Raw genomic sequence first — 17,231 nt, 5'->3', positions numbered from 1 at the left:
GGATCACACCCCGCCCGTGCGCCGGGTCGGGTCGTCCCAGCCCGCCGGGGTGGTCGGCGGGACGACGCTGCCCGCCGGCGGCACCGTGCCATACGGCGGCGGCGGCAGCGGTGTGCCGCCGGTCTCGTAGCCGGGCGTGCCCGTGTAGCCCGCGGTGGTGGTCGCGTAGCCGCTGTCGGCGTAGCCGGCCGAGTAGCTCGGCGCCGGGTCGACGTAGTTCGAGGTGTAGCCGGTGCCGGCCGCGTGCTGCCCGGACGAGCCGGAGTCGCTGTGCGCGGCCTTCACGCCGCTGGTCAGCCGGCCCGCGGCAACCCCGAGCAGGGCCGCGCCGATCAGGAAGGTCCCGGGCTTGCGCCGGGCGAAGCTGCGGACCTCCTCGAGCAGGTCGGCCGGCTCGCGGTTCTGCAGCTTGCCGGAGAAGTTCTCGACGAAGCCGGCGGCCTGCTGCAGCAGGTCACGGGCGGGGCCAGGGGCTCCCTGGCTGCTGCCGTCGGCCAGGCCGCGGAGCTCCTGGGCCAGCGACGACAGGCCCTGGGCGGCCTTCTGCTGCTGGGCGACCGTCTGGTCCTTCAGCTGCGAGCGGCCCTGTTCCAGCAGGTCCTTGGCCTGGCGCTGCGTCTCGTGGACGACCTCCTTGGCCTGGTCGGCAGCGGTCGAGGCGACCTGGCTGCCGGCCTGCTGCGCCGTCTGGCCGAGGTTCTTGGCCTCGTCCTTGGCGACGTCGGTGGTCGACGGTTCGCTGCCCGTGGCGTATGCGCCGCTGGTACCGGTGGTGGTCGCCGGCGGCGGCGGGAACGGGGCGTCGATGGAGTGAGTCATCGGTCCTCCTCGGCGGGTCTGTGTGGGTGGTACGAGGCGCTCCGGTGAACGCCCGGCGCATCCGTGCGCATCGGGCGGTGAGCGCCACCGTGCGATCCGCCTGGTACCCCCAGGGGTGACACGATCAAACCGAGACGAGAACGATCACACGGAGCGGTGGGCTCGCTCCAGCGCGTCCCGGAGGCCCTCGGCGTCCAGATCCGGTCCGTACCCGGGCGTGCCCGGTTCGATCCGCCAGCTGTCGGCGAGCGTGCCGGCGTCGACGACGTCGAAGCCGATGTCACCGACGAACGACGCCGCCGTCCCGCGTGCTGCCGGGTCGTCGGCGAAGACCGCCAGCGCCCGGCGGCGGGCGGCGTCGGCCGCCGTCCGGTGCCCGACGATGTCGCGCGCCCCGATGTGGTTGAACGCCTTGACCACGTGCGCGCCGGACAGGTGCTCCTGCAGCAGCCCGGAGGAGGTGGCGGTGCCGTCGTCGAGCTCGGCGATGTGCCCGTCGCGCTGCGGGTAGTAGTTGTTCGTGTCGAGCACGACCTTGCCCGCGAGGGGGTCGGCCGGCACGTCGCGGTAGGCGTGCAGCGGCACCGTGACGACGGCGAGGTCGCCGGCGGCCGCGGCTTCGGCGGCGGTCGCGGCCCGGACGGTCCCGCGGTTCGTGGGTCGGGCGGCCAGGTCCGCGACGAGGTCGGTGAGGGTCTGCGGTCCGCGGCTGTTGGACAGGACGACGTCGTAGCCGGCGTCGAGCGCGACCTCCGCGAGCGCCGAGCCGATGTTGCCTGCGCCGATGATGCCGAGTGTGGTCATGGCGGCGTGCAACGCCACCGGGCGCGGGGGATTCCCGCTGGTCAGACGGTCCAGCCGAACCGCGGCGGACGGCGCTCGGCGAACGCGGCGACCCCCTCGGCCAGCTCGCCGCTGGCGATCGTCTCGCGGTACCAGCGGGCCACCTCGCGCTCGCCGTCGCCGCCCGCGGTGAGCGCCGCGACCACCTCCTTGGTGGCCCGCTGGGTGAGCGCCGAGCGGGAGGCCAGGACGTCGGCGAACCGGCGCACCTCGGCGTCGAGGTCCTCGGCCGGCACCAGCCGGTCGACCAGGCCGGCCCGCAGCGCGGTCGGTGCGTCGACGAGCTCGCCGCTGAACAGCAGGTACTTGGTCATGGCCGGGCCGACGAGGTCGAGCAGCGCCCTGGTCGACGCCGGGGCGTACACCACGCCCACCTTCGCCGGGGTGACCCCGAAGACGCCGGTGGGGTCGGTGAAGCGCAGGTCGCACGCCGCGGCGAGCTCGACCCCGCCGCCGATGCAGTGCCCGCGGACGGCGGCGACCGTCGGGTGGGGGAAGGTGCGCAGCGCGGCCTGGGCGGCGAGGTTGTCCCGCCGGACGTCGGCCATCGGGTCGTCGGCGTCAGGACCGCTGAGCAGGTCGGCGATGTCGGCTCCGGCGCAGAAGCTCGGCCCGGCGCCGGTCACGACGAGCACCCGGAGGGCGGGATCGCCGGCCAGCCCGGCGAGGAGGTCCGGCAGTGCCGCCCACATGCCGGCGGTCATGGCGTTGCGCTTCTCGGGCCGGTTGATGGTGAGGACGGCGACGCCGCCGTCGCGCTCGACGGTCAGCAGGTCTCCCACCCGGCCGAGGCTATCGGCCGCTCAGCCGAGGTCGTTCGTGGAGAACGTGTCGCACTGGTTCGGGTCGCCGGTCTCGTAGCCGGTGGTGAACCACTTCTGCCGCTGCTCCGACGACCCGTGGGTGAAGGCGTCCTGGTTCACGGTGCCGCCACCGAGCTCCCGCTGGATGAAGTCGTCGCCGATGCGGCCGGCCGCGTCGAGCGCGCGGTCGATGTCGTCCTGGGTGATGTCGCTGATCAGCGGCTGGCCCGACTCGTCCGGGACGGTCTCGGCGTGGTTGGCCCAGACGCCGGCGAAGCAGTCGGCCTGCAGCTCCAGGCGCACGGTGCCGCTGGTCGGACCGGTCTCGCCCGAGTTCACCTGCTGGTTGAAGCCGAGCAGGTTCTGCACGTGGTGGCCGTACTCGTGGGCGAGCACGTAGGCGTTGACGAAGACGCCGCCCTCGGCGCCGAACTGCTGCTGCAGCGTGTCGAAGAAGGTGAGGTCGATGTACACCAGCTGGTCGGCGGGGCAGTAGAACGGCCCGGAGCCGCTGGTCGCGCCGCCGCACTGGGTCTGCACCTGGCTGGTGAAGAAGACGGTGTCGGTGCGCACGTAGCGGCCGCCGAGGGTCTGCTCCCAGTAGTCCTGGATGGAGTTGATCGACGCCACGGCGGCGCACTGCGCGTCGCGGTTGGCGTCGGCGCCGGTGCGGCAGTCCTGCTCGAGCTCGCCGTTGTCGGCCGCCTGGCCCTGGCTGACGCCGAACCCGGCCAGCCCGCCGAGCCCGCCGCCGCCCCCGCCGGTGGAGCCGCCGCCCCCGCCGAGCACGTTGAGCAGCACGACGATGACCAGGCCGACCAGGCCGAGGCCACCGCCGCCGACGGCGATGCCGCGCCCGCCGCCGAAGCCGCGTCCACCTCCGCTGCCGCGGATGTCTGAGACGTCCGACGTCTCGAGGTCGGCACCCTCGTTGAACCTCACGGGCGGTGGCTTCCCCGGAACGTCGCCCCGGTAACCCCACTGGTCCCGAGCCCGCGCGTCCCCGGGCTCCCGGACCGACCCGGCCCGAAGATTCCCCGACGCCGCTCAACCTTTTCCTCCCGGGCTGGCGTGTCTATGGGGTGGATGCGGCCCAGGGGGGCCGCCGGAACGAGGGGGAGGCCCGGTGGGCCGGGAGTTCGACGACGAGTTCGCCGAGTTCGTCACGCGCTGGTCACCCGCACTGCTGCGGGTGGCGTTCCTGCTGACCTCCGATCGGGGGGAGGCGGAGGACCTGCTGCAGACCGCGCTGCTGAAGACGTCGCGGCACTGGGACCGGTTGTCCGACCGCGAGGCCGCCTACGCCTACGTGCGCCGGGTGCTGGTCACCACGCACACGAGCTGGCGCCGCCGGCGCCGGGTGCACGAGGTGCTGCTCGACCAGCTGCCCGAGCGCGCCGCCGCCGAGACGGGCGGGATCGAGGCGGGCCGGGCGCTGCAGGCGCTGGAGCAGCTGCCGCCGAAGATGCGCGCGGTCGTGGTCCTGCGCAGCTACGAGGGTCTCACCGAGGCCGAGACCGCCGAGGCGCTCGGCTGCTCGGTCGGCTCGGTCAAGAGCCAGGCCTCCCGTGGTCTGACCCGTCTCCGCGAACTCCTCACCCAGCCCGACCTCGCCCCGGAGGGAGCACGATGAACGACCTCGACCTGCGCGCTGCCCTGCACCGCGACGCCGACCTGGTCGGCGAGCCCGCCCCGGACCTCCTCGACCGGCTCTACGACCGCCGTCGGCACCAGCAGCGCACCCGCATCGCACTGGCCGGCGCCGTCGCCGCCGTGGTGCTCGTCGTCGCCGGCATCCCGGTCGGCGCGTCGTTCCTGACCGGCTCGGACGGCGGCCCGGCCACGCAGACGGTCGAGCCGACCCCGTCGCGGACCGACGAGCCGGCGCCGACCACCTCGGAGGCGACCACGCCCCCGGCCACCACGACGTCCGCCCCGGTCGAGTCGGAGACGCCCACGAGCGAGACCGACGTCGAGGTGACCGAGCCGGCCGTCCCCGAGACGCCCGAGTGCCCGGACGTCGCCACCCTGGACGCGGCGCTGCCGCCGGACACCGCGGACCACACCTACACGATGTTTCCGCGCGAGGTGCCCGTCTGCGCCGGTACCTGGGCTGCCGCCGGCTACTCCGAGACCTGGATCGACCCGGCCGGCGAGGAGCTGGGCGACGGGCAGACCGGGCTGTTCCTGCACGTCGACGGCGCGTGGACGTTCCAGGACCGGTGGACCACCTGCGACACCGTCGACCTCCCGGAGGCCGTCTGGCAGCGGGCCTGCTGGGTGGACTGACGACCGCCGCGACGGCCCCGCACCCTGTCCGGGTGCGGGGCCGTCGTGCGTTCGGCGCAGCGCCCAGCCCAGGTCGGGCACCCGGCGGGAGCGGCGAGCCGGAGCATGGCTGGGAGCGCCAGCACCTGGTGGTGCGCGATCAGCGGCTCCACCGTCACCGCGGCGCAGCAGCCGGCGGGGACCGCCCGCCGTCCTCCGCCGGTCCACGGCGCCCGGAAGCCGGGCCGTGCGGGCCCGAGCACCCGGCGACCGAGGCGGGGAGCGGGCGCGGGCGGCACGACCGCTGTCGTCCGCTGCCGGCTCGCGGCGCCCGACCTAGTCTCGGATCCATGCCGTTGCAGGGGGAGTACGAGCCGAGCGCCCAGGGCTGGGTCCGCGAGCAGGTCGAGCGCTACGAGGCGACCGGTGGCCGGGAGGCCAACACGCTGCGCGACACCGGCCTGCCGATCGCGGTCTTCTGGACCCGCGGCGCGAAGAGCGGGAAGGTCCGCAAGAACGCGCTCATGCGGGTCGAGCACGACGGGGTCTACGCCATGGTCGGCTCGCAGGGCGGCGCGCCGGAGCACCCGGCGTGGGTGCACAACCTCCGGGCGGCACCCGACCAGGTCACCGTCCAGGACGGCTCCGAGCCCTGGGACGGCGTCGCGCGCGAGATCTCCGGCGAGGAGCGCGAGATCTGGTGGAAGCGGGCGGTCGACGCCTACCCGCCGTACGCCGAGTACCAGGAGCGGACCGACCGGCTGATCCCCGTGTTCCTCGTCGAACGCCGCGGCTGAACCCCTGGCGCGGGACGCCCCCGGCGGACACACTCTCCGGCCGCACCCATCCGGATCGACCGAGGACGTACCCCCGTGCCGCTCAGCATCGCCGAGACCCAGGCCCGCGTGGCCGCCGAGCTCAACCCGCCGGGACAGCCGTTCCGCTACACCGCCCAGGGCGACACCATCGTGGGGACCTGGGACATCGCGGACGTGACCTACCAGGGGCTGCTCTCGGCCGGGACGATCGACAAGGACTACGCGATCACCGTCACCCTCGACGAGGGCTCGGGCACCTACGAGTTCACCGAGCGCAAGACCGAGAGCGAGAGCGACGTCCGCTTCCGCGACGGGAAGATGGAGTTCGGCGGCCAGAAGGAGTTCTTCAAGGGCAGGTCCGTCGGCAAGCAGTGGGGCGGCGGCATCTCCCTCCGGGCCACCTCGCACGGCCAGGAGGGGCACACCTGGAGCTACGAGTTCGAGACCTCCCGCATCAAGCAGCCGCTGTTCGACCTGCTGGCCGCGGCGGGCTGGGAGCCGGAGAAGAAGGGCTTCTTCTCCCGACTCTTCTCCCGCTGACGCCGGCCGCGGCTACGGGTCTGCTCGTGCCGGCTCAGAAGCCGGCCGGGGCGTGGGGCGTGTAGGGCTCCTCGAGGCGGGTGATCTCCTCGTCGGTGAGCTGCACGTCCACCGCGGCGACGGCGTCGTCGAGGTGGTGGTCCTTGGTCACCCCGACGATCGGCGCGGTGACGACGGGCTTGGCCAGCACCCAGGCCAGCGCCACCTGGGCGCGGGAGATGCCGCGCTCGCGGGCGATCTCGGCCACCCGCTCGACGATCGCCCGGTCGCTGCGCTCGTCGTAGAGCTTGGTGCCGAAGGCGTCGTTGGCCGACCGGTTCGTCGTCTCGTCCCAGTCGCGGGTGAGCCGGCCGCGGGCCAGCGGGCTCCACGGGATGACGCCGATGCCCTGGTCGGCGCACAGCGGGAGCATCTCCCGCTCCTCCTCGCGGTTGAGCAGGTTGTAGTGGTCCTGCATCGACACGAACCGGTGCCAGCCGTGCTCGCCGGCCAGGTGCAGCGCCTTGCCGAACTGCCACGCCCACATGGACGACGCCCCGAGGTAGCGCACCTTCCCCGAGCGCACGCAGGAGTCCAGCGCCTCGAGGGTCTCCTCGACCGGCGTGCGCGGGTCCCACCGGTGGATCTGGTAGAGGTCGACGTAGTCAGTGCCCAGCCGGCGCAGGCTCTCGTCGAGCTCGCGCAGGATCGCCTTGCGGGAGAGGCCGGCGCCGTTGGGCCCGGGGTGCATCCGGCCGTGCACCTTGGTGGCCAGCACGATGTCGTCGCGGTTCGTGAAGTCGCGGATCGCCCGGCCGGTGATCTCCTCGCTCGACCCGGCCGAGTAGACGTTCGCGGTGTCGAGGAAGTTGATCCCGCCGGCCAGGGCCTTCTCGATGATCCGGCGGCTCTCGTCCTCCGGCAGGCTCCACGGCTGGTTGCCGCGGCCGGGCTCGCCGAAGCTCATCATCCCCAGGCAGATCCGCGAGACCTCGAGACCGGTCGAACCCAGGCGCGTGTACTCCATGCCTCCACCCTGGTCGGTAGCCCGCGCGGATGCCAACGTGAGCGGCATGGACGTCGACCTGACCGCCGCCTCCGCCTTCGTCACCGGCTCCGCCCGCGTGCTCGACCGGCGCCGGTTCGACCTGCTGCTCGGCAGGGGCGACCGGGGCGCCGTCCTCGCCGCGCTGGACGGCTACGCCAACCCCGACGGCGGCTACGGGTGGGGTCTCGAGCCCGACCTGCGGGCCCCGGAGAGCCAGCCGGCCGGCGCCATGCACGCGCTCGAGGTGCTCGCCGAGGCCGCCGATCCCGACGAGCCCCGCGCGCCGGCGCTGCTCTCCTGGCTCGAGCGGACCACCCTGCCCGACGGCGGGCTGCCCTTCGCCCTGCCCGTGCGCGACCCGACCGCCTGCGCACCGTTCTGGGTGGGCGCCGACCCGACGGCCTCGTCGCTGCAGACGACGAGCCAGGTGGCCGCCCAGGCGCACCGGCTCGCCCGCGTGCGGCCCGACGTCGCCGGGTCCGACTGGCTGAGGACGGCGACCGACCACTGCACCGCCGTGATCCGCGGGCTGCGGGAGTCCCCGATCGCCCACGAGCTGCTGTTCGCGGTCCGCTTCGCCGACGCCGTCCCGGAGCCCGACGAGCTGATCGAGCGGCTGCGCCGGTTCGTGCCCGAGGACGGCGCCGTGCCGGTGGCCGGTGGCTCGCCGGGCGAGGCGCTGCACCCGCTGGACCTCAGCCCCGAGCCCGACGCCCCCTCCCGCCGCCTGTTCGCAGCCGGCGTGGTGGAGGCCGACCTGGCCCGGCTCGCGGCGGCGCAGCAGCCCGACGGCGGCTGGCCGGTGGACTTCGCCTCGTACTCGCCGGCGGCCACGGTGGAGTGGCGCGGCTACGCGACGGTGGCCGCCGTGGCCGTGCTCCGGGGCAACGGCGTCGTCTAGGGCAGCAGCGCCGCCCGGGTCTCGACCGCCGTCCGGACGTCGTCGGCGAACTCCTCGAACGGCTCGGCGGCCAGCGACCGCTTCGCACCCCTGCCGTTCCACCGCCAGGTGCCCACGATCCGGCCGTCGGCGACGACGGTCGGGCGGAACACGCCGTTGCCGCCGGGCACGATCCGGTCGGCGTGCTCGGCGGCGAGCACCGCGCTGCGGTCGCCGTAGCCCAGCACGTACTCGTCGAAGCCGGGCAGCAGGAAGACGCCGCCGGCCTCGGCGCGGGCCTCGGCGAGCCGGTCGGGCGTGGCCGGGTCGAGCAGGTGCTGGGTGCCCCCGACGTCGAGCGCGGCCAGCTGCGGGCGGACGTCGGCCAGCCCGGCCCGGGCGTCGGTGACGGTGATGCCGGCCCAGCGGGCGAGGTCGGCGACGGTGGCCGGCCCGTGGCCGCGGAAGAAGCGCAGCGCGAGCTCGGCGCGCGCCTCCTCCCGGTCCAGCCGGCGCGGTGCGGTGATCCACTCCGCGGCGAGGACGAACAGCTGCTCGCCGCCGTCGGTCGGGCCGAGCACCAGCGTGCCGGTCTGCGCGAGGTACCAGAGCAGGTGGTAGCCGCGCTGGCCGGTGGTCGCGACCCCGCCCTCGTCGAGCGCGGCCAGCAGCGCGGCCCGGGCGAGCCGGCCGCCGCCGCACAGCGCGGCCACCGCCAGGTCGCGGGCGCGCTCGGTGTCGGCCTCGGTGAGGCCCAGGCCGGCCCGGCGCTTAGCCGCGCCCGCCAGCACCCGCGGCCCGCAGAGCTCCAGCAGCCAGCCGAGGTCCTCGGCGGCGACCAGGTGCAGCGTGCTGCGCATCGGCCACGACCGGACCACCTCACCGCAGTCGAGCGCCGCCTCGACCGCCGCGCGGTCGCCGGCCTCCGTGCGCAGCGCGACCGAGGTGAGCGCGCCGGGGAAGTCCTGCGCCTGGACGGCGGTGAGCCACCGGACGGTCTCGGCCGCGGTGGGCAGCGGCGGCCCGGCGATGCGCTGGGCGGCCAGCCGCAGCAGCGCGACCTCGTGCGGCGTCGTCATGCCCCGCACTCTGGCAGGCGGCGCCGACGCATCCGTCCGGAATTCTCGCGCCGCGCCCGTTAGGGCGCGGATCCGTGGGTAGACCCTCGACCCGTGATGCGTCTCGCCGGCCGCAGGGTCGTCGTCACGGGGGGAGCCCGGGGCGTCGGCGCTGCCATCGTCCGCACCTTCGCCGCCGAGGGGGCGCGGATCGCCGTCCTCGACCGTCGGCGCGACGAGGCCGCCTCCCTCGCCGCGGCGGTGGGCGGGCGCGCCTGGGAGGTCGACCTCGCCGACGTCGCCGCCGCGCGCGAGGCGATGGAGAAGGCGATCGCCTGGCTGGGCGGGGTGGACGTGCTGGTCAACAACGCCGGCATCCTGCGCTCCGGAGCGCTGCTGGACCTCGAGCCGCAGGAGTGGGACGAGGTCTTCGCCGTCAACACCCGGGCGACGCTGGTGACCACCCAGATGGCGGCGCGGGCGATGATCGCCTTCCGGTCCCCGGCCGACGACTGCGCCGGGAAGATCGTCAACGTGGCCGGACCCGGGGCGACCTCCGGCGGCGGCGGGCAGGCGCACTACGCGGCGTCCAAGGCCGCCGTCGTCGCGCTCACCCGGGCCGCGGCGCAGGAACTGGGCCCGCACGGCATCACGGTCAACTGCGTCTGCCCCGGCTACGTCCGCACCGACATGGGCGGCGCCGACCGCACGGTGCCGGGGGTGGCCGCCTGGGCGGCGCTCTCGCCGCTGGGCCGCCTCGCCGAGCCGGAGGACGTCGCCCGGGCGGCGCTGTTCCTGGCCACCAGCGACTCCGACTACCTGACCGGTGACGCGCTCAACGTGACCGGCGGCATGCGCTGACACACTCCGCGGCATGCGCGCCGCGGACTGGGACCAGAGGTACGCCGAGCGCCAGCAGTGGTCGGCCGGGCCGAACGCGCTGGTGGCGTCGCTGCTCGGGGACCTGCCGCCCGGGGTCGCCGTCGACCTGGCGGCGGGGGAGGGGCGGCACGCGCTCTGGCTGGCCGCCCGCGGCTGGCGGGTCACCGCCGTCGACTTCTCCGCGGTCGGACTGGACCGGGGGAGGGCGCAGCCGGGCAGCGACCGCGTGACCTGGGTCGAGGACGACGTCCTCGCCTGGACGGCGCCGGCGTCGTCGCTCGACCTGGTCCTCGTGGCCTACCTGCACCTGCCCGAGCCGGACACCGTCGCGGTGCTCACCCGGGCGATCGGGTGGCTGCGTCCCGGCGGCCGGCTGCTCGTGCTCGGCCACGACGTGGCCAACCTGGCCGACGGCGTCGGCGGGCCGCAGGAGCCGGCGATCCTGCACAGCGTCGAGCGGCTGGCACCGGTGGCCGCGCTGCTCGACGTCGACCGGCTGGAGCAGGTCCGCCGTCCGACGCCCGAGGGCGACGCGCTCGACACGCTGTTGTGGGCACGACGCGGCTGACCTGGGCGTTGGACCTAGGTCCCTGGCGCACCCCTTGTCCCATCGGTCACAGTCTCCGCGATCCGGAACGGGGCCGGACAGCACGAGCCCCGACCCTCTCGCCGCGAAGGACAGCCCATGACCCTGGTCGTCCCTCCCGCCACCGACCCCTCCGCTGACAGCTCGGTCGCGTCCGCCGTCTCGCGGCTGGCCGAGGAGTTCAGCGATCGGCTGCGGCCGCAGCTGATCGTGCGGGTGGTGCGGGACTGCCGGCGCGACCTCGGGGGATCGCCGGTGGGTGCGATGCCGGAGCTGGTGGAGCGGCTGGCGCGCATCCGGCTGCAGGAGTCGATCGCCTGACGGTCGTCGTCCCCGCGCGCTAGCGTGCCGCCCGTGATGGGGATGGGCGGTGCCGGCGGCCGGGACGCCGAACGCCGGCGGCGGCTGGTCGCCGCGGTGCTCGTGCTGGCGCTGGTCCTCGGCGTGGCCGCCGTCCTGATCTCGACGGTGACGTAGGTGGGGTCGATGGCCGACGACATCGAGGACTGGTTCTCCGCAGCGGGGCCGCGCGAGGAGGAGCTGCGCCGGGTCGACGAGCTGGTGATGGCCGCCGCGCCGGGCATCGACCGGCAGCTGTTCCCGGTCGGCGCGCAGCGGATGCTGGCGTACGGGCTCATGCCGTACAAGCCCAAGTCCGCCAAGGAGGCCACGCCCTGGCCGCTGATCGCGCTGGCGGCGCAGAAGCGGCACCTCTCGCTCTACGTCTGCGCGGTCGTGCAGGGCACCTACCTCGCCGAGTCCCGGGCCGAGCAGCTGGGCAAGGTGTCCTGCGGGAAGAGCTGCATCCGGTTCACCTCGCTCGACCAGGTGGACACCGGCGCGCTCACCGCCGTCCTCCGCGACGCCGTCGCCGCCACGAAGGCCGGCGACAACGACTACTACGCGGCCTGATCGGCCTAGCGTCCCGACCGCGCGAAACCGGTTGTCCGTGCCGGGAGGATGACCGGGTGGGTTCGGTTGACGTCTCCGGTGTGCGGCACACCCTGCCCGACGGGCGGGTCCTGCTCGACGACGTGTCGTTCCGGGTGGGGGACGGCGTCCGCGCCGCCCTCGTCGGCGAGAACGGGGCGGGCAAGACGACGCTGCTGCGGATCATCAGCGGCGACCTGACCGCCCAGGCCGGCACCGTGGTGCGCAGCGGCGGGCTGGGGGTGATGCGGCAGTTCATCGGCTCGGTCCGCGACGACACGACGGTGCAGCGGTTCCTCGTCGACCTGTCGCCGTCGGCCGTCCGCGAGGCGTGGGACGCGGTCGAGGCCGCCGAGCTGGCCCTCATGGACACCGACGACGAGCCCGCGCAGCTGGCCTACGCGCACGCGCTGGGCCAGTGGGGTGACGTCGGCGGCTACGCGGCCGAGATCACCTGGGACACCGTCACCGTGGCCGCGCTCGGCGTCCCGTACGAGCGGTGCAAGTACCGCGAGCTGTCCACCCTGTCGGGCGGCGAGCAGAAGCGGCTCGCGCTCGAGGCGCTGCTGCGCGGTCCCGACCAGGTGCTGCTGCTCGACGAGCCCGACAACTACCTCGACGTCCCGGGCAAGCGGTGGCTGGAGGAGCGGCTGCGCGAGACCCGCAAGACGGTGCTGTTCGTCAGCCACGACCGCGAGCTGCTCGCCCGCGTCGCCGACCGGGTGGTCACCGTCGAGGGCGGGACGGCGTGGGTGCACGGCGGCGGGTTCGCCGGCTATGCCCAGGCCCGGACGGCGCGGCACGCGCGGATGGCCGAGCTGCGCCGGCGCTGGGAGGAGGAGCACCAGCGGCTGGTCGACCTGGTGCGCACCCTGCAGCAGCAGGCCAAGAACTCCGAGGCGATGGCCGCCCGCTACGCCGCCGCGCAGACCCGCCTGGCCAAGTTCGAGGCCGCCGGACCGCCGCCGGACCGGCCGCCGGAGCAGAAGGTGGCGATGCGGCTGCGCGGCGGGCGCACCGGCGTGCGGGCGGTGATCGCCGAGCAGCTGGAGCTCACCGGGCTGATGCGGCCGTTCGACCTGGAGGTCTGGTACGGCGACCGGGTCGGCGTGCTCGGCGCGAACGGGGCCGGCAAGTCGCACTTCCTGCGGCTGCTCGCCGGGCAGGACGTCGCGCACACCGGCGGCTGGCGGCTCGGCGCCCGCGTCGTCCCCGGCTTCTTCGCGCAGACCCACGCCCATCCCGAGTGGCTGGAGCGCACGCTGGTCGACCTGCTCTGGCACGGCGAGCCCGGCCGGCCGGGCGTCGACCGCGGCCGGGCGATGGCGGCGCTGCGCCGGTACGGGCTGGCCGAGCAGGGCGACCAGCTCTTCCGGACGCTGTCGGGCGGCCAGCAGGCCCGGTTCCAGATCCTGCTGCTCGAGCTCTCCGGCGCCACGCTGCTGCTGCTCGACGAGCCCACCGACAACCTCGACGTCCTCTCCGCCGAGGCGCTGGAGGAGGCGCTCGCCGCCTTCGACGGCACGGTGCTCGCCGTGACGCACGACCGCTGGTTCGCCCGCTCCTTCGACCGGTTCCTCGTGTTCGGCGCCGACGGCCGGGTCTACGAGTCCGCCGAGCCGGTCTTCGACGAGACGCGGGTCCAGCGCGCCCGTTGAACGTCAGGCTGCCCTGACGGACACTGGTGCCATGCCGGATGTCGAGGAGCTGGAGGGGCGGTTCACGCTCGCCGCGGCAGTAAGCCGGTTCGACGAGCTGCGCCTGCGCGACTCGCTGGACGACCCGCCGCTGAGCCATGACGAGGCGCTCGAGCTGCTGGCCCTCGGCGAGGTCATCGCCCGCAAGGCCGGCTACGGGCGCCAGCTCACCGTGCGCACCGCCCGGGCCCGCGGCGCCTCGTGGGCGGCGATCGGCACGGCGCTGGGGACGACGCGGCAGTCGGCCTGGGAGGCGCACCGGCGCTGGATCGACCAGCAGGCCGCCCGGCCGCGTTGATCATCGGCAGGTGGCTGGGCGACGCGCCGAGCGGTCCGACCACCTGCCGATGATCAACGCGGGAGGGGGTCAGCCGAAGGCCTTGCCCTCGCCCCGGTAGGTCGGGACGACGTCGACGACGGCGTGCCCGGCGACCAGATGCAGCTCGTCGACGTGCTCGCACAGCTCGCCGGCCTTGGCGTGCCGGAACCAGACGCGGTCGCCGATCCGCAGCGCGTCGGCCGCCGCACCGCGCAACGGCGTCTGCACCTCGCCGGCGCCCTCCGCCGGCAGCAGCCGCAGCCCCCGGGGGTGGGTGGGGATCGGCACGCGGTCGCCACCGACCGGGCCCGAGGCGATCCAGCCGCCGCCCGCGACGGTGACCACGCCGGGCGCCGGGCGGCGGGTCACCGGCAGCGCGAACAGCGCGGCGGGCCGGCCGCGGAAGGCCCGGTAGGCGTCGAACAGCCCGGGGGAGTACAGCCCGGAGCCCGCGGCGAGCTCGGTGACTGAGACCTCGGTCGAGGTCCGCTCGAGGCTGCCGGTGCCGCCGCCGTTGACGAACTCCAGGTCGGCCACGGTCCGCACGGCGGCGACCGCCGCGGCCCGCCGCGCGGCCAGCTCGCGCCCGGAGAGCCGCTGCATGCCGCGCACGGCGAGCCCGCGCAGCGGCCGTCCGGCCGGCGCGTCGCCCACCCCGGCGATCTGCGCCTCGTAGGCCATGACGCCGACCAGCGCGAACCCCGGGCGGTCGGCCACCGCGCGCGCCGCCGCCAGGGCGTCGTCCGGCGTGTGCACCGGCGAGCGGCGGGCGCCGACGTGCACCCGGCCGCCGGCGGTCCGCCACGAGGCGTCGAGGTCCAGGCAGATCCGCAGCGCCGGCCGCCCCGCGGCCGGGACGACGGCGTCGACCAGGTCCAGGTGCTCGACCGAGTCGACCATCAGCGTGACCCGCGCGGCGGCGCGCTCGTCGGCGGCCAGCCGGAGCAGCGCGCCGCGGTCGGCCGTGGGGTAGCCGACGACGACGTCCCCGCTGACCGGGTCGTCCCCGCCGGCGAGCCACAGCGCCTCGCGCAGCGCGTAAGCCAGGATCCCGGCGTACCCGGGCCGGGCCAGCACGCGCCGCAGCACGGCCCGGCTGCGCACCGACTTGCTGGCCACCCGCACCGGCTTGCCGCCCGCCCGCCGGGAGAGGTCGGCGGCGTTGGCGTCCAGCGCGTCGAGGTCGACGACGGCGAACGGCGGGTCGAGATCGGCGGTCGCCCGGTCCAGCCGCCGTCGTGCCTCCGCCGGATCCGCGTCCGCACGCGTCATGGTGACCATGACGCCGCAGCGTGCTGGCCGCAGCACGCGTGGTCAACAGGCGGGTCATTGACCTCGCGACACCGCCGTGCTGGAGTGCGGCGCCGTGGACGGAGACGAGCCGGTGGGCAGCAGCGAGCGGACGCGGTGGCGCAACTGGGCGGGCAACCAGTCGGCGACCGTCGACGTCGTCCACCCCGCCTCGGCCGACGAGGTCGCCGCCGTCCTCACCCGGGCCGCCGCCGAGGGCCGGCGGGTGCGGCCGATCGGCAGCGGGCACTCCTTCACCGGCATCGGCCGGCCCGAGGACGTGCAGCTGGTGGCCGACCGGCTGGTGGGCATCCACGACGTGACCGACTCGGGCCTGGTGACGGTCGGTGCCGGGACGCCGCTGCACCGGCTCAACGCCGAGCTGGCCCGCCGCGGGTGGGCGCTGACCAACCTCGGCGACATCGACCGGCAGACGATCGCCGGCGCGCTCTCCACCGGCACCCACGGCACCGGCGCCGGCTTCGGGGGGCTCGCCACGCAGCTGCGCGGCGTGGAGCTGGTGACGCCCGCGGGGGAGGTGCTGCGCTGCGACGCCGGCCACGACGCCGACGTGTTCTCCGCCGCCCGGGTGAGCCTGGGCGCGCTCGGCGTCGTCACCGCGGTCACCCTGCAGGCGGTGCCGGCGTTCGCCCTGCGCGCGGTGGAGGGCCCCGGCACGCTGACCCGGGCGCTGGCCGAGTTCGACGAGCTCGTGACCTCGACCGACCACGTCGAGTTCTACTGGTTCCCGCACACCGACGCCGTCCTGCTCAAGTGCAACACCCGGGTGCCGATCGAGGAGGTCGACCCGCTGCCGCGCTGGCGGGCGGTCTGGGACGACGAGGTGCTCTCCAACGTCGCCTTCGCCGGCGTGGTCGCCGCCGGCAGGCGCGTGCCCGCCCTGGTGCCGCAGCTGGCCCGGATGTCGGCCAAGGCGCTCGGCCCGCGCACCTGGACCGACCACGCCCACCGGGTCTTCGTCAGCCGCCGCCGGGTGCGCTTCCTCGAGATGGAGTACGCGGTGCCCCGGGAAGCCGCGCCGGCGGTGCTCGGCGAGCTGCGGCGGGCGCACGAGGCCAGCGACTGGCGCGAGGCGTTCCCGGTGGAGGTCCGGGTGGCGGCCGCCGACGACATCCCGCTGTCGACCGCCTCGGGCCGCGACAGCGCCTACGTCGCCGCGCACGTGCCCGCCGGCACCGCTCCCGGCCGCTGGTTCGAGACCCTCGAGCGCATCGCCGGCGAGGTCGGTGGCCGCCCGCACTGGGGCAAGCTGCACGGCCTCGACGCGGCGGTGCTCCGCGAGCGCTACCCGCGGTTCGACGAGTTCACCGCGGTGCGCGACCGCCTCGACCCGACCGGGGTGCTGGCCAACGGGTACCTGGACCGCGTGCTCGGCCCGGCGCGTGGCTGAGGGGGCCTCGAGGTGCTTCGTCCCGGTGAAGCACCTCAGAGGTCGACGTCGGGCTCGCCGGTGCCGCCGATGCGGTCGAGCTCCTGCAGCTCCACCGGGCCGAGCACCCGCGCCGCGGCCTGCAGGTTCTCCTCGAGGTGCGCGACCGACCGCGTGCCGGGGATGAGCAGGATGTTGGGGGAGCGGGCCAGCAGCCAGGCCAGCGCCACCTGCATCGGCGTCGCCTCCAGCCGGCGGGCGACCGTCTCCAGCGCCGCCGACTGCAGGGGGCTGAACCCGCCCAGCGGGAAGTAGGGCACGAACGCGATGCCCTCGCGGGCCAGCGCGTCGACCAGCGGGTCGTCGGCCCGGTGGACCAGGTTGTAGTGGTTCTGCGCGCACACGACCGGCGCGATCGCCTGCGCCTCGGCGAGCATCTGCGGGGTCACGTTGCTGACCCCGAGGTGCTTGACCAGCCCCTGCTGCTGCAGCTCGGCGAGGGTCTCGAACGGCTCGGCCAGCGACCGCTGCACCGGCGCGGAGAAGCCCGGCATGCGCAGGTTCACCACGTCGAGCGCGTCGACGCCGAGGTGGTCGAGGTTGTCGTGCACCGCCGTCCGCAGCTCGTCGGGGGAGAGGGACTCCGGCCAGGCGCCGTCCGGCGTCCGGCGCGCGCCCACCTTGGTGACGATCGTGAGGTCGTCCGGGTACGGGTGCAGCGCCTCGCGGATGATCTCGTTGGTCACGTGCGGGCCGTAGTAGTCGCTGGTGTCGATGTGGTCGACGCCCAGCTCCACGGCGCGGCGCAGGACGGCGATCGCGCCGTCGCGGTCGTCCGGCGGCCCCATCACGTGCGGCCCGGCCAGCTGCATCGCGCCGTAGCCCATCCGGTGCACCTTGCGGTCCCCGAGGGGGAACTGGCCCGACTGCTCCGCGGTGGTCGTCATGCCCGGCTCCTGCCCCGGCCCGGACCGGTCATGGGGGCCGGGCGGGGGCCCCCCCCCCCCCCGCCCCCCCCCCCCGCCGCACCTCGTCGTCCCGGCCGGTTGCGAGCAGGGCCAGGGCGTGCAGGTCGCGCAGC

21 protein-coding genes are annotated in these 17,231 nt (G+C 75.2%); 13 read left to right on the top strand and 8 right to left on the bottom strand.

Annotation, left to right across the window (positions count from 1 at the left end):
• Window positions 1-3 precede the first annotated feature (3 nt).
• The 4 genes from ACI797_RS21865 to ypfJ all read right to left on the bottom strand — a co-directional run bounded on the left by ACI797_RS21865 (window position 4) and on the right by ypfJ (window position 3,407).
• Entirely contained in the window at window positions 4-819 is an 816-nt protein-coding gene (locus ACI797_RS21865; protein ID WP_456861342.1) for a hypothetical protein, read from the bottom strand.
• A 144-nt stretch (window positions 820-963) separates the two neighbouring features.
• Window positions 964-1,623, bottom strand: a complete 660-nt coding sequence (locus ACI797_RS21860; RefSeq protein ID WP_456861338.1) for an NADPH-dependent F420 reductase — start codon at window positions 1,621-1,623, stop codon at window positions 964-966.
• Window positions 1,624-1,664: 41 nt separating this feature from the next.
• Window positions 1,665-2,444: an enoyl-CoA hydratase/isomerase family protein gene (locus tag ACI797_RS21855; RefSeq protein WP_456861336.1), complete on the bottom strand. Its 780-nt coding sequence runs from the start codon at window positions 2,442-2,444 to the stop codon at window positions 1,665-1,667.
• Between the two features lie 21 nt (window positions 2,445-2,465).
• Window positions 2,466-3,407 carry a KPN_02809 family neutral zinc metallopeptidase gene (ypfJ, locus tag ACI797_RS21850; RefSeq protein WP_456861334.1) on the bottom strand — a complete coding sequence of 314 codons (942 nt, stop codon included), beginning with the start codon at window positions 3,405-3,407 and terminating at the stop codon, window positions 2,466-2,468.
• 184 nt (window positions 3,408-3,591) lie between these two features.
• On the opposite strand from ypfJ, the gene ACI797_RS21845 reads away from it, so the two are divergent.
• The 4 genes from ACI797_RS21845 (at window position 3,592) to ACI797_RS21830 (ending at window position 6,091) form a co-directional block, all read left to right on the top strand.
• A complete protein-coding gene (locus ACI797_RS21845; protein WP_456861332.1) occupies window positions 3,592-4,098 on the top strand; it encodes a SigE family RNA polymerase sigma factor in 507 nt (168 codons plus the stop codon).
• Complete coding sequence (locus ACI797_RS21840; protein WP_456861330.1) at window positions 4,095-4,754, top strand: hypothetical protein; 660 nt, start codon at window positions 4,095-4,097, stop codon at window positions 4,752-4,754. The genes ACI797_RS21845 and ACI797_RS21840 overlap by 4 nt, the downstream gene beginning before the upstream one ends.
• 329 nt (window positions 4,755-5,083) lie before the next feature.
• Complete coding sequence (locus ACI797_RS21835; RefSeq protein WP_456861328.1) at window positions 5,084-5,530, top strand: nitroreductase family deazaflavin-dependent oxidoreductase; 447 nt, start codon at window positions 5,084-5,086, stop codon at window positions 5,528-5,530.
• A 75-nt stretch (window positions 5,531-5,605) separates the two neighbouring features.
• The gene (locus ACI797_RS21830; protein ID WP_456861326.1) at window positions 5,606-6,091 is read left to right on the top strand and encodes a hypothetical protein; all 486 of its coding nucleotides are present in this window, start codon (window positions 5,606-5,608) and stop codon (window positions 6,089-6,091) included.
• Window positions 6,092-6,125: 34 nt separating this feature from the next.
• Here the strand turns inward: ACI797_RS21830 and ACI797_RS21825 are convergent, their stop codons facing one another.
• Complete coding sequence (locus ACI797_RS21825; protein WP_456861324.1) at window positions 6,126-7,097, bottom strand: aldo/keto reductase; 972 nt, start codon at window positions 7,095-7,097, stop codon at window positions 6,126-6,128.
• A gap of 46 nt (window positions 7,098-7,143) precedes the next feature.
• Between ACI797_RS21825 and ACI797_RS21820 the strand changes: the two genes are divergently transcribed.
• Window positions 7,144-8,019: a hypothetical protein gene (locus ACI797_RS21820; protein WP_456861322.1), complete on the top strand. Its 876-nt coding sequence runs from the start codon at window positions 7,144-7,146 to the stop codon at window positions 8,017-8,019.
• Here ACI797_RS21820 and ACI797_RS21815 read toward each other — a convergent pair.
• Entirely contained in the window at window positions 8,016-9,077 is a 1,062-nt protein-coding gene (locus ACI797_RS21815; protein ID WP_456861320.1) for a winged helix DNA-binding domain-containing protein, read from the bottom strand. The genes ACI797_RS21820 and ACI797_RS21815 overlap by 4 nt on opposite strands.
• 96 nt (window positions 9,078-9,173) lie before the next feature.
• Between ACI797_RS21815 and ACI797_RS21810 the strand changes: the two genes are divergently transcribed.
• The 7 genes from ACI797_RS21810 (at window position 9,174) to ACI797_RS21780 (ending at window position 13,449) form a co-directional block, all read left to right on the top strand.
• Window positions 9,174-9,917, top strand: a complete 744-nt coding sequence (locus tag ACI797_RS21810; protein WP_456861466.1) for an SDR family NAD(P)-dependent oxidoreductase — start codon at window positions 9,174-9,176, stop codon at window positions 9,915-9,917.
• Between the two features lie 13 nt (window positions 9,918-9,930).
• Entirely contained in the window at window positions 9,931-10,506 is a 576-nt protein-coding gene (locus ACI797_RS21805) for a class I SAM-dependent methyltransferase (RefSeq protein WP_456861318.1), read from the top strand.
• 117 nt (window positions 10,507-10,623) lie between these two features.
• Window positions 10,624-10,845: a three-helix bundle dimerization domain-containing protein gene (locus tag ACI797_RS21800; protein WP_456861315.1), complete on the top strand. Its 222-nt coding sequence runs from the start codon at window positions 10,624-10,626 to the stop codon at window positions 10,843-10,845.
• A gap of 33 nt (window positions 10,846-10,878) precedes the next feature.
• Window positions 10,879-11,001: a hypothetical protein gene (locus ACI797_RS21795; protein WP_456540044.1), complete on the top strand. Its 123-nt coding sequence runs from the start codon at window positions 10,879-10,881 to the stop codon at window positions 10,999-11,001.
• 9 nt (window positions 11,002-11,010) lie between these two features.
• Window positions 11,011-11,436 (top strand): DUF1801 domain-containing protein, encoded by a 426-nt coding sequence (locus ACI797_RS21790; RefSeq protein WP_456861313.1) that lies wholly within the window; start codon window positions 11,011-11,013, stop codon window positions 11,434-11,436.
• Window positions 11,437-11,492: 56 nt separating this feature from the next.
• A complete protein-coding gene (locus ACI797_RS21785; protein WP_456861311.1) occupies window positions 11,493-13,112 on the top strand; it encodes an ABC-F family ATP-binding cassette domain-containing protein in 1,620 nt (539 codons plus the stop codon).
• Between the two features lie 31 nt (window positions 13,113-13,143).
• On the top strand, window positions 13,144-13,449 hold the full coding sequence (locus ACI797_RS21780; protein WP_456861309.1) for a hypothetical protein: 306 nt from the start codon (window positions 13,144-13,146) through the stop codon (window positions 13,447-13,449).
• Window positions 13,450-13,518: 69 nt separating this feature from the next.
• Here ACI797_RS21780 and ACI797_RS21775 read toward each other — a convergent pair whose 3' ends face one another.
• Window positions 13,519-14,751, bottom strand: a complete 1,233-nt coding sequence (locus tag ACI797_RS21775) for an amino acid deaminase/aldolase (protein WP_456861307.1) — start codon at window positions 14,749-14,751, stop codon at window positions 13,519-13,521.
• An 85-nt stretch (window positions 14,752-14,836) separates the two neighbouring features.
• Between ACI797_RS21775 and ACI797_RS21770 the strand changes: the two genes are divergently transcribed.
• On the top strand, window positions 14,837-16,171 hold the full coding sequence (locus ACI797_RS21770; RefSeq protein WP_456861305.1) for a D-arabinono-1,4-lactone oxidase: 1,335 nt from the start codon (window positions 14,837-14,839) through the stop codon (window positions 16,169-16,171).
• A 35-nt stretch (window positions 16,172-16,206) separates the two neighbouring features.
• Here ACI797_RS21770 and ACI797_RS21765 read toward each other — a convergent pair whose 3' ends face one another.
• Window positions 16,207-17,097: an aldo/keto reductase family oxidoreductase gene (locus tag ACI797_RS21765; protein ID WP_456861303.1), complete on the bottom strand. Its 891-nt coding sequence runs from the start codon at window positions 17,095-17,097 to the stop codon at window positions 16,207-16,209.
• Between the last annotated feature and the right edge of the window lie 134 nt (window positions 17,098-17,231).

Source organism: Geodermatophilus sp. SYSU D00691, assembly GCF_054050275.1.
This window is presented reverse-complemented; position numbering and strand designations above follow the sequence as displayed.